The organism is Streptomyces antarcticus (assembly GCF_026627255.1).
In the GTDB taxonomy this organism is placed as follows: Bacteria; Actinomycetota; Actinomycetes; order Streptomycetales; family Streptomycetaceae; genus Streptomyces; species Streptomyces antarcticus.
In genome coordinates this window covers 170001-194875 of sequence record NZ_JAPNLM010000011.1, presented here as the reverse complement: position 1 = coordinate 194875, position 24875 = coordinate 170001, and the positions used below count along the sequence as shown (strand labels likewise).

The 24875-nt window shown below is 71.3% G+C and carries 23 protein-coding genes and 3 pseudogenes; 15 read left to right on the top strand and 11 right to left on the bottom strand.

The window, feature by feature from the left end:
• Positions 1-21: 21 nt before the first annotated feature.
• Complete coding sequence (locus OTB16_RS18855; protein ID WP_420717734.1) at positions 22-1026, top strand: hypothetical protein; 1005 nt, start codon at positions 22-24, stop codon at positions 1024-1026.
• 66 nt (positions 1027-1092) lie between these two features.
• Here OTB16_RS18855 and OTB16_RS18850 read toward each other — a convergent pair whose 3' ends face one another.
• On the bottom strand, positions 1093-1629 hold the full coding sequence (locus OTB16_RS18850) for a GNAT family N-acetyltransferase (protein WP_267721380.1): 537 nt from the start codon (positions 1627-1629) through the stop codon (positions 1093-1095).
• Between the two features lie 648 nt (positions 1630-2277).
• Between OTB16_RS18850 and OTB16_RS18845 the strand changes: the two genes are divergently transcribed.
• Entirely contained in the window at positions 2278-2769 is a 492-nt protein-coding gene (locus OTB16_RS18845) for an HIT family protein (RefSeq protein WP_267721379.1), read from the top strand.
• Between the two features lie 151 nt (positions 2770-2920).
• Here OTB16_RS18845 and OTB16_RS18840 read toward each other — a convergent pair whose 3' ends face one another.
• Positions 2921-3457 carry a hypothetical protein gene (locus tag OTB16_RS18840; protein WP_267721378.1) on the bottom strand — a complete coding sequence of 179 codons (537 nt, stop codon included), beginning with the start codon at positions 3455-3457 and terminating at the stop codon, positions 2921-2923.
• A 171-nt stretch (positions 3458-3628) separates the two neighbouring features.
• Between OTB16_RS18840 and OTB16_RS18835 the strand changes: the two genes are divergently transcribed.
• Both OTB16_RS18835 and OTB16_RS18830 read left to right on the top strand, forming a co-directional pair.
• The gene (locus OTB16_RS18835; protein ID WP_267721377.1) at positions 3629-3790 is read left to right on the top strand and encodes a hypothetical protein; all 162 of its coding nucleotides are present in this window, start codon (positions 3629-3631) and stop codon (positions 3788-3790) included.
• Positions 3791-3838: 48 nt separating this feature from the next.
• Positions 3839-4000, top strand: coding sequence for a hypothetical protein (locus tag OTB16_RS18830; RefSeq protein ID WP_267721376.1), 162 nt, complete (start codon positions 3839-3841; stop codon positions 3998-4000).
• Here the strand turns inward: OTB16_RS18830 and OTB16_RS18825 are convergent.
• Both OTB16_RS18825 and OTB16_RS18820 read right to left on the bottom strand, forming a co-directional pair.
• A pseudogene (locus OTB16_RS18825) lies at positions 3990-4100 on the bottom strand (GNAT family N-acetyltransferase); the annotation flags it as partial. The gene OTB16_RS18830 and the pseudogene OTB16_RS18825 overlap by 11 nt on opposite strands.
• 69 nt (positions 4101-4169) lie before the next feature.
• Complete coding sequence (locus OTB16_RS18820) at positions 4170-5117, bottom strand: pentapeptide repeat-containing protein (RefSeq protein ID WP_267721375.1); 948 nt, start codon at positions 5115-5117, stop codon at positions 4170-4172.
• Between the two features lie 245 nt (positions 5118-5362).
• Here OTB16_RS18820 and OTB16_RS18815 point away from each other — a divergent pair, with 245 nt between their 5' ends.
• Positions 5363-6637 (top strand): APC family permease, encoded by a 1275-nt coding sequence (locus tag OTB16_RS18815; protein ID WP_267721374.1) that lies wholly within the window; start codon positions 5363-5365, stop codon positions 6635-6637.
• Positions 6638-6919: 282 nt separating this feature from the next.
• Positions 6920-7654 carry a translation initiation factor IF-2 gene (locus OTB16_RS18810; RefSeq protein ID WP_267721373.1) on the top strand — a complete coding sequence of 245 codons (735 nt, stop codon included), beginning with the start codon at positions 6920-6922 and terminating at the stop codon, positions 7652-7654.
• 310 nt (positions 7655-7964) lie between these two features.
• On the opposite strand, the gene OTB16_RS18805 is transcribed toward OTB16_RS18810, so the two are convergent.
• The 3 genes from OTB16_RS18805 to OTB16_RS18795 all read right to left on the bottom strand — a co-directional run bounded on the left by OTB16_RS18805 (position 7965) and on the right by OTB16_RS18795 (position 9405).
• On the bottom strand, positions 7965-8303 hold the full coding sequence (locus tag OTB16_RS18805) for a cupin domain-containing protein (protein WP_267721372.1): 339 nt from the start codon (positions 8301-8303) through the stop codon (positions 7965-7967).
• Positions 8304-8528: 225 nt separating this feature from the next.
• Positions 8529-8735, bottom strand: coding sequence for a hypothetical protein (locus tag OTB16_RS18800; RefSeq protein ID WP_267721371.1), 207 nt, complete (start codon positions 8733-8735; stop codon positions 8529-8531).
• Between the two features lie 130 nt (positions 8736-8865).
• The gene (locus OTB16_RS18795) at positions 8866-9405 is read right to left on the bottom strand and encodes a hypothetical protein (RefSeq protein ID WP_267721370.1); all 540 of its coding nucleotides are present in this window, start codon (positions 9403-9405) and stop codon (positions 8866-8868) included.
• Between the two features lie 259 nt (positions 9406-9664).
• Here OTB16_RS18795 and OTB16_RS18790 point away from each other — a divergent pair, with 259 nt between their 5' ends.
• Entirely contained in the window at positions 9665-10246 is a 582-nt protein-coding gene (locus OTB16_RS18790; protein ID WP_267721369.1) for an SMI1/KNR4 family protein, read from the top strand.
• Positions 10247-10638: 392 nt separating this feature from the next.
• Entirely contained in the window at positions 10639-11970 is a 1332-nt protein-coding gene (gene murC / locus OTB16_RS18785) for a UDP-N-acetylmuramate--L-alanine ligase (RefSeq protein ID WP_267721368.1), read from the top strand.
• A 136-nt stretch (positions 11971-12106) separates the two neighbouring features.
• Here murC and OTB16_RS18780 read toward each other — a convergent pair whose 3' ends face one another.
• The gene (locus tag OTB16_RS18780) at positions 12107-13624 is read right to left on the bottom strand and encodes a DUF4246 domain-containing protein (protein ID WP_267721367.1); all 1518 of its coding nucleotides are present in this window, start codon (positions 13622-13624) and stop codon (positions 12107-12109) included.
• Positions 13625-13790: 166 nt separating this feature from the next.
• Positions 13791-13952: a hypothetical protein gene (locus OTB16_RS18775; RefSeq protein WP_267721366.1), complete on the bottom strand. Its 162-nt coding sequence runs from the start codon at positions 13950-13952 to the stop codon at positions 13791-13793.
• Between the two features lie 409 nt (positions 13953-14361).
• On the opposite strand from OTB16_RS18775, the gene pgm reads away from it, so the two are divergent.
• The 3 genes and pseudogenes from pgm to OTB16_RS18760 all read left to right on the top strand — a co-directional run.
• Positions 14362-16002: a phosphoglucomutase (alpha-D-glucose-1,6-bisphosphate-dependent) gene (gene pgm / locus OTB16_RS18770; RefSeq protein WP_267721365.1), complete on the top strand. Its 1641-nt coding sequence runs from the start codon at positions 14362-14364 to the stop codon at positions 16000-16002.
• Positions 16003-16171: 169 nt separating this feature from the next.
• The gene (locus OTB16_RS18765; protein WP_267721364.1) at positions 16172-17422 is read left to right on the top strand and encodes an ATP-binding protein; all 1251 of its coding nucleotides are present in this window, start codon (positions 16172-16174) and stop codon (positions 17420-17422) included.
• A gap of 263 nt (positions 17423-17685) precedes the next feature.
• Positions 17686-18045, top strand: a pseudogene (locus tag OTB16_RS18760) (GyrI-like domain-containing protein); the annotation flags it as partial.
• Between the two features lie 86 nt (positions 18046-18131).
• Here the strand turns inward: OTB16_RS18760 and OTB16_RS18755 are convergent.
• The gene (locus OTB16_RS18755; protein ID WP_267721363.1) at positions 18132-18752 is read right to left on the bottom strand and encodes a DUF4240 domain-containing protein; all 621 of its coding nucleotides are present in this window, start codon (positions 18750-18752) and stop codon (positions 18132-18134) included.
• A 328-nt stretch (positions 18753-19080) separates the two neighbouring features.
• Here OTB16_RS18755 and OTB16_RS39325 point away from each other — a divergent pair.
• The 3 genes and pseudogenes from OTB16_RS39325 to OTB16_RS18745 all read left to right on the top strand — a co-directional run.
• Positions 19081-19680 (top strand): annotated as a pseudogene (locus tag OTB16_RS39325) (carbohydrate binding domain-containing protein); the annotation flags it as partial.
• A 42-nt stretch (positions 19681-19722) separates the two neighbouring features.
• Positions 19723-20817, top strand: a complete 1095-nt coding sequence (locus tag OTB16_RS39320) for a chitinase (RefSeq protein ID WP_420717739.1) — start codon at positions 19723-19725, stop codon at positions 20815-20817.
• Positions 20818-21271: 454 nt separating this feature from the next.
• Entirely contained in the window at positions 21272-22564 is a 1293-nt protein-coding gene (locus tag OTB16_RS18745; RefSeq protein WP_267721361.1) for a penicillin-binding transpeptidase domain-containing protein, read from the top strand.
• A 533-nt stretch (positions 22565-23097) separates the two neighbouring features.
• Here the strand turns inward: OTB16_RS18745 and OTB16_RS18740 are convergent.
• The gene (locus tag OTB16_RS18740; RefSeq protein WP_420717732.1) at positions 23098-23976 is read right to left on the bottom strand and encodes a helix-turn-helix transcriptional regulator; all 879 of its coding nucleotides are present in this window, start codon (positions 23974-23976) and stop codon (positions 23098-23100) included.
• On the opposite strand from OTB16_RS18740, the gene OTB16_RS18735 reads away from it, so the two are divergent.
• A complete protein-coding gene (locus tag OTB16_RS18735) occupies positions 23975-24484 on the top strand; it encodes a DUF2000 domain-containing protein (protein WP_267721359.1) in 510 nt (169 codons plus the stop codon). The genes OTB16_RS18740 and OTB16_RS18735 overlap by 2 nt on opposite strands.
• Positions 24485-24875 lie beyond the last annotated feature (391 nt).

The window sequence follows — 24875 nt, the reverse complement described above, 5'->3', positions numbered from 1 at the left end:
GCGTCGGCGTACCGCTGCCGCATGCCCGAAAACAGTGAAGGAACCATGTTCAAGAACAAGCTGTCCCAGACCGCCGTGTCAGCCGCCCTGTCAGCAGCCGTACTGGCCGCGGCCGCCGTCGCCGCCGCCGGCCCCGCCGTCGCGTCGGCCGTCTCCGCCCCGCTGAGCTGCGCGCACATCACCGCGCACTTCGACCTGGCCCGGCAGCAGACGCCCGAGAACATCGCCCTGGCTCCCGACGGAAGCGCGTACGTCACCTTCGCCGCCGCCCGTCAGATCGCCCGGATCACCCCGAAGGGAGCCACCCGGATCGTAGCCACCCTGCCAGCCCCCGCCGACGGCGGCATCCACACCCCGGTCCTGGGCTTCGCCCTGACCACCGGCATCGTCCGTGCGCACGACGGCACCCTGTACTTCCTGTACGCCACCGGCACCGCCGATCTGACCGGCCTCTGGCGGCTGCGCCCGGGCGGCGAACCGCAGCGCATCGCCGCGCTGCCCGCGACCGGCCTGCCCAACGGCCTGGCCCTGGATCCGCGTACCCGCACCCTCTACATCACCGACTCCGTCCTCGGCACCATCGCGAGCGTGCCCACCACCGGCGGCACCCCCCGCACCTGGTCCAACGCCCCCGAACTGGCCTCCACCGGATTCCTCGGTGCCAACGGGCTGAAGATCCGCAACGGGGCGCTGTGGGCCACCAACCTCGACCGGGGGACCGTCCTGCGCATCCCCATCCTGCGGGACGGGCGCCCCGGCGCGGTCCAGACCCGGGCCACCGGTCTGACCGGGATCGACGACTTCGCCTTCACCGGGCAGGGCGACCAGATCCTGGCCGCCCTCAACGGCCCCGGCGAGGTCGCGCTCATCCAGCCCGACGGCACTCACTCCACCGTCCTGACCGCCGCCGACGGCCTGCAGAACCCGACCTCCATCGCCCTGCGCGGCGACACCGCCTACGTCCTGAGCGCGGCTTACGTCACGGCCAAGGACCCCAACCTCCTCCGCGCTCACCTGAACAGGTAGCACCGGACCGGCGGCGGTTCGCACCGGGGGATCCGTATCGGTCCGCCGCCACCGGCAGTGAGTGGCTCAGCAGTGGGCCGAGTGGTGGCGGCGACCGGACGGTCCGGTGAACACCCGCTCGTACTCGACCTGTTGCAGCGGGCTGCCGTCACCGAAGTCGTGGAGCCGGGTTCCGCCGGTCTCGGTAAAACCGGACTTGGTGTAGAAGCGGCGGGACTGCGGGGTGTCGCGCAGGGTCCACAGGTGAGCTCCGGCGGCTCCCCCCTCGCTCATGCGGCAGAGCGTCGCGTCGATCAGGGCGGCGGCGATGCCGCTGCCCCAGCCGTCCGGGTGGCCGTAGAAGCTGTACAACTCCGCGAGACCGGGCCGGTCCGCCGACGGGCCGAAGAACGCGAGGGCCAGGGGGCGGCCGCCGAGCGAGGCGAGCAGGACCGTCTCGGGCCCTGCGGCTACGCGCGCGTGCCAGCGGGTGCGCCGGTCGCGTACCGCCTGTGCCGCGAACTCGGGTGCGAAGAAGGGGGCGTAGGCGGCCTTCCATGCCTCGGCGTGGATCTCGCCGAGGGCACCACCGTCCGGCGGGCTCGCGCGACGGATTTCGATCATGCGATCAGGCTAGTCCGAGCCCGTCCCTGCTGTCCTGCCGCCGCGGGACCCGCCCGGAGCGGGGCCGGGGGCCGGGGCCGGGGGCCGGGAAGGCCGTCGATCGTTGGAGGTGAGCAGCCCCCTGCAGCGTCCCGGCGACCATCCCGGCGACCGTCCCGGCTGTTGCGCGGACCCGCCCGCATCGGGACGTCACCCGGTACGGATCCGCGCCCGGGCACGACGAGCGGCACGCAGTGCCTGACTGCGTTGTCGCCGCACGGCTACCAGCGCTACCAGCGGCCGCCGCTGCCCTCGGGCCGGTCCGACCAAGCCTTGCCTGTCCCAGCGCCCATGATCTCAAGGGCAGTCCGAATCGGCTGACCCCCGCATACGCCATCACCATGTCGAAGAGCTCCATGGGATGCCCGGGCCGGAACCGTTCGTACCCATGCGCCATCGATCCGAAGCTCAGTGCGCGACCAGACATGCCGAGCGTCCTGACACGGGCCGCGCCGGCAGCGCCCGTACTTTCGCACCGGCCAGAGCCGCGGCGCCCCCCACCGTCGATGCGTCACCCCGGTCGAACCGGCGGGTGCCGTCGACCTGCGGCAGACTGATGCGCCCCTACGGAGAGGCAGAGGTGCTCAGGTGTCAACGGAGCGACAGCCAATGGACCTTGAGGCGTACGTGGAGCGGACCCGGAGCGGCCCGTGCTTCGTCTGCGCGTTCCTGGCCGGGAACCCGGAGTACCCGCACGAGACGGTTTTCGAGGACGCCGATCACGTGGCGTTCCTGGACAGGTGGCCCACGGTGCCGGGCAAGGTCCTGGTCGCACCGAAGGCACACGTCGAGCACGCCGTGCGCGACGTGGACGAGGCGGCCTACAGCCGGCTCATGCTGTTCGTGCGGGAGATCGCCCTCGCCGTCGAGGCCGTCTACGAGCCGGAGCGCACCTACCTCTACTCGCTCGGCAGCCGGCAGGGCAATGCGCATCTGCACTGGCACATCGCCGCTCTGCCGCCCGGCGTCCCCTACCCCGAGCAGCAGTTCCACGCTCTGATGACGGAGAACGGTGTCCTGGCGCTGCCGCCGGACCAGGCGGCAGCGATGGCCGCGAGCCTGCGCGAGGCGGTTGTCGCCCGACGCCTGCTCAAGCAGTGAGGACCGGTGGCGGCCCGCTGTCTCCGTGCGGCCGCACCCGAAGGGTTTTGCCGGCCGGAACCGGCCGGCCCGTGGACGCGGCCCGCTGATCATCGGGGTGGGTGCGAAGACAGACGACTCAGCCTTCTCCATCAAGCCGGAACCGGGATCACTAGCCCCGGGGCCCCCGGGTTGCCTCGGCGCGGCGGAAGGCGTCCTGGCAGGTCCGGCCGGAGCGGGTGGCTACCAGGGAAAGGGTGTCGACGAGACCGCCGTTGATGAACTCCAGGCGCCAGGAGCCGCTGGTCAGCGCCACGGCCGGGACGGGTTCACCGCGGCGGGCCGTGACCTGCCAGCCGCGTTCGTTCAGGGCGGTTTCGAGGGCGGCGAGGTGGCTGTCGCCGACGGGACCGTCGCCGGTCCAGGCCGCAATGCAGTCGGCGAGCTCCCCCTCCTCGGCGCGGGACTTGGTGTCGGAGGTGAGCCCTGCCGTGGTGGCGGCGGCGGTGAGTTCCGCCATGACCTCGCCCTGCGAGGGCTGCCTGTCGGCGAGGGCCGGGGTCTTCGCGCCCGCGGGCTCCCGGATCCAGCCGTCCCCGAGGTCCTCATCGGCCGATGCCAGCACGACCCCGCCGGCGACGATGGTGCCCGCGAGCGCCGCGCCCCCCGCGACGGCCGCCCACACGGCTTGGGCCTTGCTTCTGCTCACGTACGTCTCCCCGCCCTGCTGTGGCCTGCCGCCGGGGCAACGCGCCCTGGCGGCAGGCCACAGACTAAACGCTCCCGGCGCGCCAGTGCTTTCCTCGCTGACCTCGGGACTTTCCGGTGAGGTGCCGACGTTCGGTTCCACTGTGGCGACACTCCCGTCCGAAGCGGTGGGGTGGAAGACGCCGTCGCCGAGGCACTTCGTGACGGTGGCGGCGAGGCGATCGTACGTCGCCGCCTGTACGTCGCCGCCCGTACGTCGCCGACTGCACCGAACGCCGAGCACGTACGCCTGCTGGAGCGGTTCCCCGGAGCTTCGGCGGGCTGCTGGAACTGACCGGCGCCCGCACGCGTCATGGCCCGTATGAGACAGGGTGGGAGCACGATGGGTGACGATCCGACGTGGGTGGAGTTGCTGCTGAACTTTGCCCTCATTGCGGGCGTCCCTGCCGTCGTCGGCGGGACGTTGATTCTTTCCCTGGTCGGTCTGACGATGTGGGCGACGGCATCGCTGCGGCGACGCAGGCGTTCACCCCCCGCACCATGAAGACGTCGATCGGATCCTGGACTTCCACGGCGAATCCGTGGCGTTCGTAGAGCCGCTGGGCGGCGCTTCCGCGCAGAACGTTCAAACGTACGGTCATGCCGCGCGCAGCCGCTGCCGCACTCGTGACCCGGACCCGGACCCGGACCGCCTGTGAAAGGGATGCCGAACGTCACGAGGTCCCATCCCCGTGCCAGATCCGGGGGAGGGTGAGTCCGTTCGGCACGTCCGAGGACGAACCACCCAGGGGGAGTCCGTGTGGTGCGGATCCGCTGGCGTCGGTGAAGTCGACTATGCCTCCGGAGAACTCCGCGTCCGTGAAGTAGACCTCGCCCCCGGAGAACTCCGCTTCGATGAAGTAGACCTCGCCCCCGGGGAACTCCGCGCCGATGAAGCTGAAGGTGCCGCCCGAGAACTTCGCGCCGGAGAAGTCGACGGTGCCGCCGGAGAACCTCGCACCGGAGAAGTCTCCGCCGTCGAAGGTGACGTAGGAGAAGTCGAAGTGCCGGCCTTGCCATGAGTGGGGGTGCCGGGACGGATACCTCAGGTGGTCCCCGATGAGGCGGATGATCGTGTGCCGGACCGTCCGCAGGGCCAGGTGGCCGCGGCGCGCCTCCGCGTCGTCCTGCGGGACGTCGCTCTCCGCGGCGTAGGGCAGCCGGAGGTAGGCGCACAGGACGTCGATGCAGGTCTGCTGCAGCGCGGAGGTGGGGGCGTCGTCGGCGAGTCCGGCGAGGCCGTGCACACCGCCGAGGCGCACGGCGGCGGACTCGTCGCCGAGCTGCGCCACGGCGGTGGTGAAGCGCTCGTTGTGAAGGCGGGTGGCATCCCGCAGGGCGCCGTCCTCGTCGACGCGCTGGCGGCGGTAGGCGACGACCAGGGCCACCAGGGCGCCGGCCCCGGCCACGACTCCGAAGGAGAGCTTGACCAGGTCGAACAACGTCTTGGAGTCGATGCGGGGTTCCTGCTTGAGCCCGCGTGCACCCAGCAGGTCCCACCCGATGGAGAACACCGCGGCCGCGACCAGGACCGCAGCGGTGAAGGTCAGGCCGAGGACCGCGCCTACCGGCCATAGACGCAAGGCGCGCACCCGGCGCCGGGGCTGACGTGAACTCACCATGACAAGACTGTAGAGGCGTACGGTCGGTGACGGTGACCCGCGAGTCACGGAACGGCGCCTGTGGCTCGGAGGCGAGAGCGCCCCCGCCCCGCGGCGATCCACGTCACGCAGTGCGCGATGCGGGAGCACCGGGTTCGTGCCGCCGGGCCGCTCACCCACTCTCACCGCGCTGGACGCCCCCGGCCCGACACGTTCCTCGGCTACGGTGCGCCGAGTCGAGGTGCGGTGCGCGAAGGGGGTCGGTGATGGACACGCTGGGAGCCGCGAAGGGCCCGGGCGCGATGAAGCGCCGTCTGGGGCTGGCCGACGCGGTGGTGATCGGCCTGGGCTCCATGATCGGGGCAGGGATCTTCGCCGCGCTCGGCCCGGCGGCCGCCGCCGCCGGTTCCGGGCTCTTGGCCGCCCTTGCCCTGGCAGCGGTCGTGGCCTACTGCAACGCCACGTCCTCGGCCCGTCTGGCCACCCTGTACCCGCAGTCCGGCGGCACCTACGTCTACGGCCGCGAACGCCTGGGCGACTTCTGGGGCTACCTGGCCGGCTGGGCGTTCGTCGTCGGCAAGACCGCCTCTTGCGCCGCGATGGCCCTCACCGTCGGCGCCTACCTGTGGCCCGGCCAGACGCACGCGGTGGCGGTGGCGGCCGTGGTGGCGCTGACCGCGGTGAACTACGCCGGGGTGCGGAAGTCCGCGCTGCTGACCCGTGTCATCGTCGCCGTGGTCCTGGCCGTACTCGCCGCCGTCGCCGTCGCTTCCCTGACCTTCACCGGCGCGGATGCCGCGCGGTTGGCGATCGGTTCCGACGCCACCGTCGGCGGGGTGCTCCAGGCCGCCGGCCTGCTGTTCTTCGCCTTCGCCGGGTACGCCCGCATCGCCACCCTCGGGGAGGAAGTGCGCGACCCCGCCCGAACCATCCCGCGCGCCATCGCGATCGCGCTCGGCACCACCCTCGCCGTCTACGCCCTCGTCGCGGTCGCCGTCCTGACGGTGCTGGGCGCGGGCGGCCTGGCCGACGCCACCGCCCCGCTGTCGGACGCCGTACGGGCGGCGGGCGCCGACTGGCTGGTGCCCGTCGTCCGCGTGGGCGGCGCCGTCGCCGCGCTCGGCTCGCTGCTCGCGCTGATCCTCGGGGTCTCCCGTACCACCCTGGCGATGGCCCGCGACCGGCATCTGCCCCACGCCCTGTCCGCCGTCCACCCGCACTCCGGCGTTCCGCGCCGCGCCGAACTGGCCGTCGGCACCGTCGTCGCCCTCCTCGCCGCGACCGCCGACGTACGCGGGGCGATCGGCTTCTCCTCCTTCGGCGTCCTGGCCTACTACGCCATTACCAACGCATCCGCCTGGACCCTCGCCCCCGAAGAGGGACGGCCCAACGCCACGGTCCCCCTCGTCGGCCTGGCCGGTTGCGCGGTCCTCGCCTTCGCCCTGCCCCTGACCACCGTCATTTCCGGCACCGCGATCCTCATCCTCGGAGCCGCCGTCTACCGTTCCCGGACGGCCGTGTCCGGCAGCTCCCGCCGCTGAGGCCGGGCGGCCGAGGCAGAGGTCGCACGTCGGCCGCGCGGGTGAGCAGCCTGCTCTCGGCGCCCAGGACCGCGGGCTCGAACAGGTCCGTTCCGTCGCCGCCCACCTCGCCGGCGACGGCGAAGCCGCCCGGCGTGTTGAACTCACCCTCCCCGAAACCGGTGTCTGCGGCGGCGGCTGCCGCGGCGCCCCGGCCATCCGCACCGGGTGAGTACGATCGCCCAGGCCGGTCTGGGTACGCGAGCGGTTGTCCGCGGTGCGCGGTGCCGGAAGGATGGACACATGCGCCGATTGTTGTTGCTCGTACCGCTGTTGCTGTTCACCATCGGCTGCGGGGTGGTGCAGTCCTCTGAGGACGAGGCGACCGACGCCGCACGGGAGGTGGCCCGCAAGGCGGGCCAGCGGCTCTACGGCCAGCGTCCGCGCACGGCGGAGGAGGTCGGGCGCTCCGCCTCCGGCATCGACGGGGTGGAGGTACTGCGGCTGACGGGTGCCTCGACACATGACGGGGACGGCGTCGACGTGGTCGTCCGCACGTCCGGCTCGGCGTACGACGGATCGCTCGCCCCCGAGAAGGTCGCCGTGCGGCGCTGTTTCGCGGTGCGGGTGTCGCCCGTGTCGGAGTGGGGCGAGGAGCCCCGTGACGTGGACTGCCCGGAGGGCCCACCGCTGGCCTTCGCCCCGCCTCCCGAACCGCCCCGGCTGCCGTACGAGGAACTCCGCGCGCGGCTGCCCCGGATACCGGCGGACGGCCGGGCGGACGAGGCCGAGGTGCGCCGTACGCTCGCCGCCCTGGACCTGCGACCGGAGATCCGTACCGAGGTGAAGGCGGACGGCGGCCGGGTCGGCGTTCTCCTGTCGGTGAAGGGGAACGGCTTCGACGCGCAGGACTGCCTTCTGGCCCGCGTGGGCCCCGGCGCCACCGAGGTGTGGGTGCCGCCCCGGATCCAGCGGATGCCCGGCGAAGGCGGCTGCACCGTCGGCAACGCCCTGGACCCGCTACCGTCACCGCACTGAACGGGGCGGCCAAGGGAAAGCGGCCGGGCCGCTCCCCGTCCGGCCGCACCGGGACGTGGCCGGCGCCCTGGTCCACGCGCTGCCCGACGACGGCACCGCCGGGAGGCCGGACGGGTCTGGGGCATACAGCTCCGTCCCCGTCCCCGTCCGGAACCGTCCGCGCCGGAGAGCGGGGGCCGAAGCCGCGGGACGCGCACGGGTCACCGCGGCGCGGCCGGGATTCGACCCCGTGCGCGTCACGCCGGCGGCTACCGACGGCACCGCCCGGATCCTGTTGCGGGGCCGGGGCCGGGGCCGGGGCCGGGGCACGTCAGACTTGCCGGGCCACCGTCAGCAGGACCACCGAGTCCTCGACCGCTTCCAGGCCGTGCACCGCTTCGGGCACCGGCAGCAGGTCGTACGGCGTCCCCTCACGGAACGACTCCTCCACCGTCAAGCGGACCCGTCCCCGTACGACCAGCACGGTCGCCTGGCCCGGGTTCTCGTGATCGGACAGAGTGCTGCCCGCCAGCAGCGCGATCATGGTCTGACCCAGAGCGCTGCCGTGACCGCCGAACACGGTCCTGCCACTGCGGCCCGCGCTCGACCCGGCCGCCCGCGCGGTGGCCAACAGCTCATCCGCCAACGGCCCCAGCGAAGTGATCTCCATACCGGAACCCTAGGCAGCAACCCCGCCCACCGCACGTCAGCACGCCGCCGCCCCGCCGCCCGCCACCTGGCCGCCTCACCGTCCCGGAGCCAGGTGATCGTTTCGTGCGCATCGCGGAGAAGCTCTTCGTGCAGTTCTCCCCTCCCGGGCTGCTCCTGCGCCAAGACGGCCTGACGACCGAGTGCAAGCCGGCCCCACGTCCGGGGGAAGACACCAGCCCCCCCGTCAGTGGGTCGACAGCCAGCCGACCCCCACGGCGGTGACCACCCCTGCTGCTGCCAGCGCGGCCACGCGGAAACGCTGCAGCGCCACGGCGACGATCGCCGCACTGATCAGGACCGCGACCGTGCCGATCGCGCCCCGCAGTGCTCCGTTGCTGTACCCCAACTCGTCCCATTGGTCGACCAGCCACCCCAGCCATGCCAGTCTCATGACTCCCCCTTCGTGATCTAGATCATCGTAGGCCGGTGTTCGAATGCACCGGTGTGATCAAGCCAGCGGTTGCTGACGGCCGTCGCCAACGGGGTCGCCGTCGCCAACGGGGTCGGGCCCTCGCCGGTGGCTATCCCTCGCCCAGCAAAGGGGCGAGGGGGTCCTGGGTGAGAGGGACCGGCGCGGCCAGGGCGTTGTCGTAGGCCGGGCGCGGGAAGACATAGGGCCCCAGGGGCAGTTCGCCCCAGTTCGGCCGGTGGGGCTGGTAGAAGCCGGACCAGGCGACTTCCGTCGCCGTGACGCGGACCGTGGCAAGCAGGGGCCAGCAGGCGTCGATCCCGCACGAGCAGCCCAGGAGCCACAGGGCGCCCGTGTCGCGGTCGCGGAGATCCGGTGGGGCGTCGCCCAGAAAGTGAGCCCGGGCTCGGGCGCCGTCGGCGTCGTCGTCCAGGTGCAACGGGGCGTGTTGGCGCAGCAGGAACTCCTCCCGCTCCTGCGGGGTGTCGTCGTCCTCGTCGAGCTCCCGACTCCAGAGCGCGCGTGTCGCCTCGGCGACCAAGACGCGCAGGTCGGTGCCTTCGATCCGGATGCCCCAAGCCGTGAGGTGCGGGTATCCAGGGTGGGGGTGACGCAGGAACTCCACCCGGTGCTCGGCGGTCGGCGGACTCATACGCCCCATCCTGCGGCGCTCACCCCCACGGCCCCACCGAATTCCACCGTACGGGGGCACAGGCAGGACGGCCGACAGCCCCGGGCCGCGCCGGTCCGCACGGCTGGGACGCCGCTACAGCCACCGGCCAGGATCGCGCCGGCGACCACCCTGAGGCAGTCCAGGCAGTCCAGGCAGTCCAGGCAGCCCGCAGGGCTGGTGCGGGAACTACGCGGACTTGCCCCCGGGTGCCGGCCGGGGAGCCAGTAGCGTCCGTTCCATGATCGCCTCTGATGCCCGTGCTGCCTTTGACGCCCTCGTTCGCCTCTGCCCGCCGCCCGCCGACCCGCCACCCGCTGTGGACTGGACACAGGCCGAACGCGCCCTCGACACGGCCCTGCCTGCGGACTACAAGCAGCTCGTCGAGACCTACGGCGCCGGCATCTTCGACGAGACGATCTGGCTGCTCGCCCCCGGCTCCGCCTACGACGAATGCGATCAGCACGCACAGACGGCGGAACGGGACGAGATCCTGACCGACCTTTGGGAGTTCGAGGCGAAGCCCGCCAGCCTGCAAGAGCCTGGGGCGAGGGTGGTGCCCTGGGCCTTCGAGGAAGGCACGGGGGCCTTCCTGTACTGGCTGGTGAGGCCCGGCCAGCACCCCGACGAGTGGACCGTGATGTACAACGAGGGACGCGGCCCACTGTGGGAGCACCACGCCATGGGGTGCCTCGCCTTCCTGTTGGCGGTGCTCACGCAATCGGCGAAAACGCAGTACTTCGGCCACCACTACGAAGTGCTGAAGCCGACGGAGCACCGCTTCGCGACGGCCGACCGGACTCTCGGAAGAGCCAGGCGGTGACGCCCAATCCGGGACCGGATCCCCGTCGGCGTCTCCGCAATGCGGCGTCTCCGGAATGCCGCCCGCTGTCTCGGCCCGTTGGGGGAGCGCCATCACCCGGAGGTTGTGCCGGGCGGCGTGCTCCAGGAGCGGCGAGCACACGGCGGCTGACCGCGACTGCCCGTGACCACCGAGACCGTCTCTCGCATGCGACGGGGCGGATGCCGCCGGCTCGCATCCGGGCATGAGACGAGACCGACCACCGAGGCCGGTCACCGGCGACGAGCACCACGGCGCCATCGCGGAGATCGGGCGCACCTTCGGCGCCCTGGTCTGGTATTGCAGTCAGGCTCCGGCGACGGGCCCTCGTGAGATCCGCTGGGGAGATGGGGTGCGCCGGTAGACTCCGGGCCATGTCACATGTCCGCGAGTCCCTCGCTGGCCGGCGTCTTCACTTCATCGGGATCGGGGGGTGCGGCATGTCCGGGCTGGCCCTCGTGGCTCGGGAGCTGGGCGCGCACGTCACCGGGAGCGACGCCAAGAAGACGATCTACACCGAGTCGTTGGAGCGTAACGGCGTGGCGGGCGTGTCCATCGGCCACGACGCCGCGAACGTGCCGGAGTCCCCAGCCGAGGTCGTGTTCTCCAGCGCGGTCCGGCCGGAGAACATCGAGCGCGCCGAGGCGCGCCGCAAGGGTCTGGGCGAGCTGCACCGCTCCGCGCTGCTGACCGAGTTCACGGCTCTGCACGAGACGATCGCGGTCGGCGGCGCGCACGGCAAGTCGTCCACGGCCGCGCTGCTGGCGCACGTACTCACCTCCTGCGGCACGGATCCGAGCTACGTGGTCGGCGCGCTGCTGCGGCCGCCCGGCGTCCATGCGGCGGCCGGCTCCGGCGGCGCCCTGGTCATCGAGGCGGACGAGTCGGACAAAAGCCTGCTGAACTACCGGGTGCACACCGCGGTCGTCACGAACGTAGACCTCGACCACGTCGGGGACGGCGGCGGCTACCAGGACATCACCGACGTGGCGAAGGTGCTGGGCGAGTTCGCCACCAACGCCAAGGCTGCGATCGTCTCCACCCAGGCCGCCGCGCACCTGCGGCCCTTCGTGTCGGACATGACAGTGGTGGAGCCGGAACTCATCGACGGCGAGCCGATGCGGTTCCGACTCCAAGGCGAGGAGTACGAGGTCAACCAGCCGGGCGTACACCAGCTGCACAACGCCGCGCTGGTCGTCCAGGTCGCCCTCGCACGGGAGTGCGCGCCTGCCGACATCCGTGCCGCCCTGCTGGCATTCCCCGGCCTTGCGCGCCGCTTCGAGCTGCGGGGCACGACCGGGGCCGGCGCCCGGGTGTACGACGACTACGCCCACCACCCCGTCGAGGTGGCCGCCGCCCTGGCCGCCGCCCGTCAGGTCGTCGGCGCCGGGCGGGTGCTGGCCGTCTTCCAGCCGCATCTGTTCAGCCGTACCCGGCAATTCCAGACCGAGTTCCTCGACGCCCTGTCGACGGCGGACCGCGTCTGGGTCGAGCCGGTCTATCCGGCCCGGGAGAACCCCACCGAGTGGACGTACGTCGCCGAGCAGCTCGCTGCCGACGTCACCGGCCGAGCCCCGCGGATGCGGATGTCGCCCGGCCGGGCCGAACTCGCCCGGCAACTGCTGCGTGACGCGACCGACGGGGACGTTGTCATGCTGATCGGCGCCGGCGATGTCAACGCCCTGGCCGAGGACCTGATGCGCTGACCTCCGATCACGTCCACGTCCACATCCACATCCTGGCGACCCCGGCCCGGCCGACCGGGCGGCACCCGTTGTGTGCGCGGGCCGGTTGGTCGGCTGTGGGCCAGGGTCGGCTCCGGAGGGAGTTCAGGACAGAGATTCAGTGCTCGCAGAGGGAGAATTCTCGTTCGTAGAGCTGCTCGTTGTGTTCGTCGACGAAGAACTTGCGTTCCTGCATGAGTTGTTCGCGGTAGTTCTCGGCCTGTTCAAGCGTCATGGTCGAGGTGGCGGACCATGGTTGCTGCGGTGGCACATCGGATGTCGAGACGATCTTTTCCGACGGGTCGACCAGGAAGAACGCGAGGATCTTGCGGTATCCCGGGCGTGTGGCGTCCGTAAGGCGGAATGAGCCGACGCGGTGTTGCAGGATGTTCGGGAACGCCAGGCAGCGGCCCGCGGGGGTCGATGCCGATCCCAGTACCTGGTTCAGCGCGTCTTCGTCCTCCAGGCCGTAGACCTCACGCAGACCGTCGTCGTCGTTCTGTTCGTAGTGCGGGTCGTCGAGCGCCGCCCGGAAACTCAGCCGGCTCTCGGTGATGTTCTCGCTGTCCCAGTAGTAGATGCCGGTCGAGACGATCCGCTCGTTCAGCATCCCCTCGACGTGCCAGGAACCGCCGGCGTACTCGGGCTTGTCCGGGGTGAGATGAATGGTGGCGAGCTTGACGATGACCTGGAGACGGCGGCCGCGCAGGTCGACCCGGGCGGATTCACCGGGCAACTCGGGCGGGGTGAACGCCGGGGCGTCCGGGATGACCGGGCGGCGGTTCTCCCACCAGTCCTCGTGGGCCTCCTCCCATGCACGGAGGGCTTCCGCGTGGGCCCCGGCATCGCTGTAGGAGGACTTCCTCGGATACTCCGGCTTCGAGTCGTACCACGCGTAAGGATCGGCCTCGATCCGAAGGGGCCGCGGATGCCGCAGGTCGGTGAGCACGTTCTCCAGCAGCGGGCGCACGCGCGCGAACAAGTCGGGCAGCACGGAGGCCAGTTCGCGATGAACTTCGGGGTGGACGTTGTTGACGTAAGAACGGAAGACGACATCGCCGTCGTCACTGACGTCGACGTCAGTGGGCAACCACTGGAACTTCTCCGAGAACTCGTACTTCGAGTAGCGGTCCGTGGGGTTCTTCCAAGCCCGCTCGGGCGCGCCGCTCACCTCGCTCACCTCGCTCACCAGGCAGAACAGTGAGGGGTGGACCAGATCCAGTACCTGACCGCCCGATCCGGGATGCCAGTCCATCTCTGCTTCGGGGACCTCTTCCAGAACCCGGACCGCCTCGCGCAGCCGGGACCTGAGCGCGTCGTCGACGAGTGTGTCCGACTGCCACACCCCGTCGACGGCGGACACCTCGACGCCGGTTCGTCCGTCCCGCAGCGCGGCGTAATGCGCGAGTTCGGCAAGAACGTAGCGAACCTGCGCTTCGGTGAGGCCCTGGTCGACCGCTTCCCGCGTCCACCTGCCGACGATGCCGGCATCCTTCATCTTGTCGAACCACCCCGGCTTCGCCCGAATGTGTGCGCTGCACCGCATCATCTGAAGTTCCCGCAGTGTTCGGGGTGTCGCGAACGATATGGAACGGGAAGCCTGAAAGGGCAGCGGGAAAGCCGACAGGGCAGTCAATTCTCTTGGTCCTCTGAGTCGGTGTGCGGTGGCCGGAAGGATACTTCAGAGGACTGACACCCGACCGCAGCCGTCGTCGCAGGGGTTCCCGGCGCTCCAAGCGTTCCCAGCGCGCCCGGAATTCCCAGCGTCCCCGGCGTCGCTGGTGACGGGAGTCGGAGAGGGGTCAGTGCTGGTCGGTCGGGCGGGGCCGGCGGTGGAATTCGGTGCGGCCCTGGTCGATGAGGCGTCGGCCCGCTGTGCGCAGCCGGGTGTCCATCAGTGCCTTGCCGTCGGCTTCCTGCTTCATGCCGCGGAGCACTTTGGCCCCGCCGCGGATCTTGCCCATCAGTTTCTCCCTCGGAACGTGAGATGTTGTGCGCCAACCCGACGCTGTACGCGGTGTGACATGGGATATACGGCCAGTGGGCGCCCACCAGGTCCACCACGAGCACTCGCGCATAGACGTTATTACCCTCACATTCTCTGCAAAACGTACATACGGTAAACGGTGTGCTCGGGAGTGCGTCCCCCGGGGTACGAGGGCGAGGTTTCGAGCCGCGTGAACGCGCCACCGCCAGGCGGGACGCCCCGCGCCCGCCCCCATTCCGGACCGGGCGTGTGCTGGGACCGGACTTCCGGGGTAGGTCGTGTGAAAGGCGTGGCGGGATGTCGGGCCGGTCGCGGGCGCCGCCCGGACGATCATGGAGCGGTACGGGCCCCGTCGGGAGTCCGACCGAAACCGAAGGAGTGAACGGATGTCGAACGACCGAGCCGGGCAGTCGGCGCGCGTAGAGGACCTCATCGACGTGCCGCGCCTGGTGACCGCGTACTACGCCCTGCACCCGGACCCCGCCGATCCGGCCCAGCGCGTCAGTTTCGGTACCTCGGGGCACCGGGGTTCGTCCCTCGACACGGCCTTCAACGAGGACCACATCGCCGCGACGAGCCAGGCCATCTGCGAGTACCGGGCCCGCCAGGGTGTGGACGGCCCGCTGTTCCTCGGCGCCGACACGCACGCGCTGTCCGAACCCGCCCGGGTCACCGCCATCGAGGTGTTCGCCGGCAACGGCGTGAGCGTCCTCATCGACACCGCCGACGGATACACTCCCACCCCCGCGGTCTCCCACGCCATCCTGGCCCACAACCGCGGCCGCACCGCAGCCCTGGCCGACGGGGTCGTCGTCACGCCCTCGCACAACCCGCCGCGGGACGGAGGGTTCAAGTACAACCCGCCCCACGGCGGGCCCGCCGGGTCCGAGGCGACCGACTGGATCCAGGAGCGGGCCAACGAGATCATCACCGGCGGCTCGAAGGAGGTACGGAGGATTCCGTACGCACGCGCCCTCGCGGCCGCCACCACCGGCAGGTACGACTTCCTCGGCGCCTACGTCCGCGACCTCCCCTCCGTACTCGACCTGGACGCCGTCCGCGCGGCGGGCGTCCGCATCGGCGCCGACCCGCTGGGGGGTGCGTCCGTCGCCTACTGGGGGCGCATCGCCGAGGAACACCGCCTGGACCTGACCGTCACCAACCCGGTGACCGATCCCACCTGGCGGTTCATGACGCTGGACTGGGACGGGAAGATCCGGATGGACTGCTCCTCCCCGTACGCGATGGCCTCGCTGATCGAGGGCAGGGACCGCTTCGACCTCACGACCGGCAACGACGCGGACGCCGACCGGCACGGCATCGTCACGCCGGACGGCGGGCTGATGAACCCCAACCACTACCTCGCCACCGCGATCGACTACCTCTACCGCCACCGCGAGGGCTGGCCGCGGGCCGCGGGCATCGGCAAGACGCTCGTCTCCTCGGGGATGATCGACCGGGTGGCCGCCGACCTCGGCCGTGAACTCGTCGAAGTACCCGTCGGCTTCAAGTGGTTCGTGGACGGTCTGGCCGGCGGAGCCCTCGGCTTCGGCGGCGAGGAGTCCGCCGGCGCGTCCTTCCTGCGCCGCGACGGCTCGGTGTGGACGACCGACAAGGACGGCATCCTCCTCGCCCTGCTCGCCTCGGAGATCCTCGCCGTGACGGAGCAGAGTCCCTCCGAGCGGTACGCCGGGCTCACCGCCAAGTTCGGTGAGCCCGCGTACGCACGCATCGACGCGCCGGCCACCCGGGAGGAGAAGGCCGTGCTCGGCCGGCTCTCCCCGGACCAGGTCACCGCGGACACCCTGGCCGGCGACCCGGTCACCGGCGTACTGACCAGCGCCCCCGGCAACGGCGCGGCCTTCGGCGGGATCAAGGTGAGTACCGGCCACGCCTGGTTCGCGGCGCGCCCCTCAGGCACCGAAGACGTCTACAAGATCTACGCGGAATCGTTCCGCGGCCCCGAGCACCTCGCCGAGGTCCAGGAATCGGCACGGTCCGTGGTGTCGGCGGCGCTTTCCGCCTGACCCGCGGCAGCCCAGGCCGTACGGGAGGGGAAGGGCAGGCGAGGGCAAGGGAGGGGAGGGCCGGGGAGGCGAGGGCAGGGCAGGCCACCGCCACCCGCCCGCTCCGCCGGCGACGGCAACCGCCGACGCTGATGGACGGAGTTGCCGGGCGGGGTCCAGCCTTCGGGCCATGGCCGCTGACCCGCCGTCGTCCGACGCCGCCACCGAGTTCGTCGGGCGTGGCTGGCTCGCCGACACCGTACGGGATTGGGCTGAGACCGGGTCCCCGTACCTGTTCCTCACCGGAGGGCCCGGCACCGGCAAGTCCGCTGCCGTGGAGCACCTGTGGGGCGGCGGCCCGGCGGCGGGCACGGCCGTGCACCGCCGCCGGGCCGCCAGCCCCGGCAGCTGCGACCCGGTCCGCTTCGCCGAGTCCCTCGCCGAGCAGTTCAGCACGACCGTGCCCGGCTTCGCCGAGGCCCTGAAGCGGGTGGCGCGGGAGCTGTCGGGGCGTCCCGGGGACCTGCGCATCGAAGGCACGGCCTCGGCGGGCACGGTCCACCCGCACGCGAGCCTGGTCGGCGTGCGGATCTCCCTCCCCCACGTCCCCGCGGACGAGGCGTTCGAGCAGCTGGTGTGTCGGCCGCTGGAGCTCCTCGCCCCGGCACAGCGGCCGGTCGCCGTCGTCGACGCCCTGGACGAGGCCCTCACCTACCGGGGCCGCCGTACGATCGCCGAACTCGTCCTCGCCGGCACCGACCGGCTCCCGCTGCGGTTCGTGCTCACGTCGCGGCATGACGCCCGGGTCACCGCGGCCGTGCGGCACCTGCCGGACGCCGTCGTGGTCGACGTCGTGGACGACGCTCCGGACCCCGCCGCCGACCTCCTCGCCTACGCCCACCACCGGTTGCGCCGTACGCCGTTGGCCGGACCGCGCCGGGAGGAGCTGGCCCACCGGCTGGCCGCGGCCGGCAAGGGGAACTACCTGTACGTGCGCCACTTCACCGAGGAACTGTCCGCCGGAACCCGGACGGCGGAAGAAACGGCTGCTCCGGCGCCCCCGAACGGGCTCGACGGCATCTGCCGGCAGTTCCTGCAACGGGAGATCCGCCCCGTCGGCAGCGCGGACGCCGAGGAACGCCGGCGCGTCGCCTTCAGGCCGGTGCTCGCCCTGCTGGTCGCCGCCCGGGAGGACGGGTGCACCGCCGGCCGCCTGGCCGACCTCCTCGACCGTACGGAACAGGAGGTGCTCGACACCGTCCGGGTCCTGGGGCAGTACCTGCGGGGCGGCGGCCCGCGCGGTCCGTGGACGCTCTTCCACCGGTCGTTCGAGGAGTTCCTGATCTCCGGGGGACGACCCCTGCCTCGACGCCGGCGAGGGCCACCGGCGCATCGCCGACCACGCGTTCGCCGCATGGACGGACGCGTGGGACAGCTGTGACGACCCGTATGTGGTGCGGCACCTCACGGACCACCTGACGACCGCCGCCGAATCCACGGCGGGCGGCCTGGCCCGGCCTGGCCCGGCCCGGAGCCGGACGCTCCAGGACCGTCTGCAGGAGCGGCTGTACGCCCTGGCCACGTCCCCCGGCTACCTCGCCGCGCAGCGCGCGGCCGCCCCCGGCCGGGAACCGCACCTGGTCACGCTGGGCCTCGCGCTGGAGGCCCCATGTCCTCCGTGTCGTCGTCGAAGGGAGGACGGCCATGCGGTACCGGATCGTGGAGAAGGAGCCGTTCCGGGTCGTCGGCAGGAAGGCCCGCGTCCCCCTCGTGCACGAGGGGGACAACGCGGCCGCCACGGCGCACGTGGAGAGCCGGGACGAGCGGGCGGTCGTCCGGATGAAGGAGCTGGCCGACGGGGAGCCGGAGGGTGTCCTGTCGGCGCTGGTGTACCTGACCGACAGCCGGGAGGAGGGCGCCGAGGCGGACTACTGGGTCGGCGTGGTGACCGGTCCCGAGGCGGCCGCCGAGGAGCTCGACACCCTCGACGTACCGGCCGGGACCTGGGCGGTCTTCGACGACCACGGGCCGTATCCGAGCGCGCTCCAGGAGCTGTGGCGCGACGTGTTCACGCAGTGGTTCCCCTCGAACCCGTACGCGCCCCGGCCAGGTCCGGAGTTCCTGCGGACGCAGCCGGTGCGGGGGCACCGCTACCCCCCGGCCGGCTCGCTCCGCACGGAAGGTGACGCCCTCAGGGGTTCGGGGTTCGTACCCAGGAACACAGCGGCCAGACGGGGGAGCCGACGGCTCATCTCCTCGTCGTCGTCGAAGTCGAAGTCCTCGCCCATGTCCGCCGCGCTGTCACCCTCGGTCTCGGTCGTGCGGAAATCGAGCCAGGCTTCGTAGAAGGAATCCGCGTTTCCCGTGATCCGTTCGAACGCCGCGCCGGCCGCATAGTTCATCTCCTCGTAGAACAGCGTCTCGGAACGCGCCCCGGCGTCGACCGTCTCGACCGCTTCCGGGTGCGCGGCGAGGCTGTCGGGGTCGGTCGTCACGCGCCGGTACCACGCGCGGCCCGAGGCGATCACGCCGGCACGGAAGTCGATGAAACTGTCGTCGGAGCACCCGCCCCCGATGAGATAGGCCGCTGCCCACACGTCCCAGCGGTACAGGGCGTCGTGCAGTTCGTCGAAGCGTTCCGCGTACTCCAGGATCGTCTGCGTCGGCCTCTCCGCGAGTTGCTTGACGAGGACCTCGTCCAAGGGCTCGCCTGCCCCGGCTGCCCCGGCTCGCGCGCCTTCGATGATGTCCCAGAACGTGTCGATGTCCATGGCCGCGCACTCTGCCACGGCCCTCTGACAGTCGGCCGGGACACGATCCCCGTCCCCGGCCCGGTTTCCCTGCTCCCCGACGCCCGCCCGACGCCCGGCGGCCGTTGCCGCACGTCGGACCCGGCACGGCTCCGTAAGGGGGGCGTACCGGTCTTCCCGTGCGCGGAAGTCCGGCGGATCTATTGGTCCAGACCTATTGACCGGGATTCCGGCGCCTCCTACGATCCGGTCCGGCACAGCCCCACCTGTCCGCACGTCACCCAGAGCCGGGCGTCACGCCCCCACGCGTCGGTCATGTCCACGGCGCTCGGCGGGAAGCGAGTACACCATGTTCCGTCGGAAGCCGCGTACTCCACGTCCGTCGCGCGATGTCGGCCCCCGTCCGGATCCCGGCCCGCAGGGAGCGGACGTCGAACGCACGTCGCAGGCGCACCGGACCGGCCGTGCCGGGCGCGGACGACCGGCCGTCCTGAGCCGCTCCCTCGCCGGGGTGAGCGCAGCTGCCGTCGTCGCCGCCGGCCTCGCCGTGGCCGGCGCGGTCACCGCCGGTGCTGTCACCGCCGGCGCGGTCACGCCCGGCGCCGCCGCCAACCTGGTGGCCAACCCCGGATTCGAGAACGGACTCTCCGACTGGACCTGCTCCGGCGGCTCCGGCACGGCGGTCGGCAGCCCGGTCCGCTCCGGCGCCTCCGCGCTCAAGGCCACGCCGACCGGCCAGGACAATGCCCGGTGCACGCAGACCATCAGCGTGCAGCCCAACTCCCAGTACACGTTGAGCGCCCACGTCCAGGGCAGCTACGTCCACCTGGGCGCGACCGGTACCGGCCTCACGAGCGCCCCGTCCACCTGGACGCCGAACAGCCCGACGTACGGCCAGCTCAGCGTGGGCTTCACCACCGGGCCGAACACCACCTCGGTGACCGTCCACCTGCACGGCTGGTACGGGCAGCCCGCGTACTACGCGGACGACGTGTCCCTGGCCGGCCCCGGAGGCGGCACCCCGACACCGACCACCACCCCGACACCGACCACCACCACCCCGCCGACGACGCCTCCGCCGACGACGCCTCCACCCACCACCCCTCCACCCACCACCCCTCCGCCGGGTGAGACCTGCCCCACGAAGCCCAAGCCGCCGGGCAAGGTTCTGCAGGGATACTGGGAGAACTGGGACGGCGCCGCGAACGGCGTCCACCCCGGCATGGGCTGGGTCCCCATCACGGACAGCCGGATCGCGGCGCACGGCTACAACGTCATCAACGCCGCCTTCCCGGTGATCCTCTCGGACGGCACCGTCCTGTGGCAGGACGGCATGGACGTGACCGTCAAGGTCTCGACCCCGGCCGAGATGTGCCGGGCCAAGGCGGCCGGGGCGACGATCCTGATGTCGATCGGCGGTGCCACCGCGGGCATCGACCTGAGCTCCAGTACGGTCGCCGACCGCTTCGTGGCCACCGTCGTCCCGATCCTCAAGAAGTACAACTTCGACGGAATCGACATCGACATCGAGACCGGCCTGTCCGGAAGCGGCAACATCAACACGCTGTCCGCCTCGCAGGCCAACCTGGTGCGCATCATCGACGGCGTGCTGGCCCAGATGCCCGCGGGCTTCGGCCTGACGATGGCCCCCGAGACCGCGTACGTCACCGGCGGAAGCGTCACCTACGGGTCGATCTGGGGCTCCTACCTGCCGATCATCAAGAAGTACGCCGACAACGGCCGGCTGTGGTGGCTGAACATGCAGTACTACAACGGCAGCATGTACGGCTGCTCCGGCGACTCCTACCAGGCCGGTACCGTGCAGGGCTTCACCGCGCAGACCACGTGCCTGAACAACGGCCTGACCATCCAGGGCACCACGATCAAGGTGCCCTACGACAAGCAGGTACCCGGCCTGCCGGCCCAGCCCGGCGCCGGTGGCGGCCACATGACGCCGGCCCTGGTCAGCCAGTCGTGGAACGCGTTCGGCGGTTCGCTGAAGGGACTCATGACGTGGTCGATCAACTGGGACGGCTCGAAGGGCTGGACCTTCGGCGACAACGTCAAGTCCCTCCAAGGCCGTTGATCACCCGCTGACGCCCCGCCCCGGTGCACCGCTTCGACCCGGAGCCGTCGACCGACCGGCCCCCCCGGTCGGCCGAGCCCGGGGCGCGGGCTACCACCGGGGCATGAGCGGGCGTGGCCCCGCGGAAGTTCGGCCCGAGTGAAGTCGGCTGCCGCGGAAAGTCACCCTCGAGCGACTACCGGCTCACCATCGAGCTCTCACGGGACGTCCAGCTCAGGAACGCCAGTAGCGTCCACGTCGTTCACGGCGGCACCGGCGTCAGCATCAGGTACAGCGGCGGGACCGGAAGCAGGGACTACCAGCTGCACGGACGCTCGACCTGACCCGGTCCGTGCTGGCGGCAATCCCGGGCCCGCCGGATCCGTCGGAGAGGCGCGATGTTGGCACGGAGGAGGCCGACTCGGCTCTCCGGGCGCGGACCTGACGCGGTGACAGGGAGCCATAGGATGCGTGCATGCCTGCATCCGCCCGTCGTTCCGGCGCCGTCCTCACCGCGCTGTTGGCCCTCCTCGCAGGACTCTCGGGGTGCACCGCAGATCAGCGCGATCCAGCGAAGGCCGGGCCCGCCGCCTCGGACCGGGCCGTGGAAACGCCGGATGCAAAGCCCCGCTCCCCCAAGACGGACGGCAGCCCGGGCGACATCCTCGTGGCCGGCCGCCCCATCACGGGCTCGAAGGCGACGGGACACCCGGTAGCCCCGTTCCAACGCACGTACACCGAGGCAGAGTTGTACTCCTCGATCACGGGCTACTGGTCGATGGCCTTTGGCAAGACCGGCCTCGACATGGTGATGGAGGACGAGATCAAAGCCGGCAAGGACGTGCCGACGACCATCGATCCCGGCATGCAGCGAGCTGCTTTCGACGGCCTGCGGGGCCTGCAGGGTGCGGCCGTCGTCCTTGATACGCAGACCGGGGCCGTCCTCGGCCAAGTAAGCGCGCCGTCCTTCGATCCAGGCACCTTCAGCGGCAACTCCGCAGCTGATGCGCGGGCCTGGGCATCGATCAAGGATCTCAGCGATGGCCCTCTGCGGAATCGCACCCTGCGGGAGGTAGCGAATCCAGGGTCGGCCATCCACGTCCTCGTGGCAGCCGCGGCCCTGGAGAAGGGGCTTCTTGCCTCTGTGGACACCCCGACGCACAACCCGGCCGCATACATCGTCCCGGGCAGCACCGCACAGTTCTCCGGCGACCCGGCCCACTGCACCGACGCCACACTCCGGGCGGCGCTGCGGTACTCGTGCAAGAACGTCTTCGCCCACATCGCCTCCGACCTCGGAGCCGACGCACTGGCATCCACGGCCGAGGCGGCCGGGTTCAACCACGACACGTTGGACACACCAGTACGCGCCTTCGAAAGCACCTGGCCGCGCAAGCCGGAGAACACCACCCAGCTCGCCCTCGCCGCGGGCGGTCTCTCCGAAGTCAGGGCCACCCCCCTGCACATGGCGATGGTGATGGCCTTGCTGTCCAACGGCGGCACCCGCGTCCACCCTCACGTGGTGACCGACACGAAGACATCCATCGCCCCCCACCGTGCGCTCTCCCAGCGCACCGCGGACCAGCTGCGATCAGCCCTCGGCGACTCGTTCAGCGCATGGGTCCCTTCCGCATCTGCCTCCTGGGCTCTCGCAGCCACGCGTACCCCCGCCGGCCGTTCCGTCGCCATCGCGGTCTACATCTCTTCCCCCACCGATGCCACGGTGCAGGCGGGCCAGGTCGCCCAGCGGATCGCCGCCCGCCGCTGAGCGGCGGGAACGGGTCGGCCGGCTCTGAGGTGCCGAGCTTCGAGGTGGTTGGCGTCCTGGCCGACTGCTCGGCGTCGGCCGCCGCCTTCTCGGCCGCGGTGGCGTCCACGCACATCACGTTTGTCATCAGCAGCCAGTGAAGTGGCACTGATCGTGCAACAGGTACTTGACGGCGCGAAACTGGCGATCAGGCGCAGTGGGTACGTGCTCTTCGTCGGCGACTGATCCTCCGGCCCCGGTCCTGGCCGCGTCATGTTCGATGCGGATCGGCCCCGCGCGGCGGAAGCAGCTGCGTGTGGGACCTGAAAGAGCTGTGCACGCCGACTCCTCGCCCCGAATGGCGTAGCTCAGAAGGATGCCGAAACCTACATGGGTGGGCCGAGGTGACAGGCCGGCGAGGGCCCGGATCCCTCGTGTCGGCACTTCTGAGCATCCGAGGTGGCGAAGCGGCTTCACCCCCATCGGGCTCCCGACCGCCCCCCAGACGGGACACACGCGGCGCCCTGCGGCAGCTGGCGGCCTGCGCTAAGTCCTCAGCGGCAGGTGAGCGCGGAGCAGGCGTAGCGGCCGGGCGTGGTGCCCACGATTCGCTTGAAGTGCCGGGTGAAGTGGGACTGGTCGTGGAATCCCGTGTCGACCGCGACCTCGGCGGCCGGGCGGCCATCGAGGAGCAGTCGGCGGGCCAGGGCGATCCGGCGCGAGATGAGGTACTGGTGCGGGGCGATGCCGAAGGCGGCGCTGAACGAGCGGACGAGATGGGCGGGGTGGACCCCAATGAGACCGGCGGCTTCCGGCAGGCTGATGCCCGCGACCGCCCTCTCGTCGAGGAGTTCGCGCAGGCTCCGCGCGATGCCGCGACGGGTGCCGGCGCCGAGCGGCGCGGTGTGCCCGTCGGGGAGTGCGAGGCGTGGCTGGAGCAGCGCGCGCAGCCGTTCGCTGATCAGGGCCAGCCGGCTCTCCGCCTCGAATTCGTCACCCGGAGAGGCCAGGGCCCGGTGGAGCTGGCCGACGCGCCGGCGCAGGACCGAGTCAGCGAGGTCCGGTCCGTCCACGGCGGCGTCGATGAAGCGCTCGTCCAGCACCGTCGTGTCGAGGTAGACGACGCGCTTGCGGAACCCGTGCGAGGTGGCGGCGGAGCCGTTGTGCGGAACCCGGGGCGGGAGCAGGCTCACGGTGTCGCCCGGTGTGCCGCGCCGGTGGCGGTCCAGGTCGTAGCGGACGGCACCGTCGTCGACGATCAGCAGGGTCCACTCGTCGTGGACGTGCATCGGGTACGCGTGCGCGGTGAAACGGGCGTGGAAGACCTCGACGACACCCGCGACGCGGGGGCGCCAGGCCGAGACTTCCTGCTGGAGCTGCACGCAAAGAACGTACAAGACCACGCGAGGGCGCGCCCGGCAGTCTCGGGCCATGAGCGACGAGACGAAGTACGAGAACACCGAGCAGAGCGAACAGAGCGAACAGAGCGAACAGAGCGGACAGAGCGGACAGAGCGCCGCGGACGCTCCCGTGCGCTTCGACACCAAGATCGCGGTGCTGCTGCGCGACGACCTGGAGACGTGGCAGCGGCTGAATGTCACCGCGTTCCTCGTCAGCGGGCTCGGAACGGCTCTCCCGGAGGTGGTCGGCGAGCCGTACCAGGACGCCGACGGTACCGCCTACCTGCCGATGTTCCGCCAGCCCGTTCTGGTCTTCGAGGGCGGGAAGGAAGCCGTGACGGCGGCGCACGAGCGGGCAGTGCGGCGCGGACTGCCGACCGCGGTGTTCACCACGGACCTGTTCGGCACGGGCCACGACCGGGCGAACCGGGCGGCGGTGGCGGCGGTGGGCAAGGACCGGCTCGATCTGGTCGGGATCGCCGTTCACGGGCCGCGCAACTCCGTGGACAAGGTCCTCAAGGGCGCCCGCATGCATAGGTAAGGGGCGCCCTGGCCTGCGAAAACGCGCGGCGGAAAGCGCCTTTGGGGTCGTCGGGGCCGCCGGGTGTGCCGAGGCCGGCGTTGGCCATCGCGCTGCGTACGAGCGATCAGCCGCCCCCCCCCGGCGAAGTCGGACGTTGAGGCGGCACGTGACGTGGTCGGGAGGGCGTCGGACGACGAGACGGACGCTACTCGTGAGCTGTGTCGACGGCGCCTCCCGTCGGGTAATCGTGCGCGAACCGTTGACAGGATGGTCACCTGATAGAAATGTATCACTCTGACAACGCAAAATATTGACTGAAACGCTCAAAGAAGCTTGCTGGTGCCGCCCTCGCTTCGTGTTGGGACGTGGTCGGCGCTTGGCAAGGGGTCTGTCGACGTTCACCTGGTGC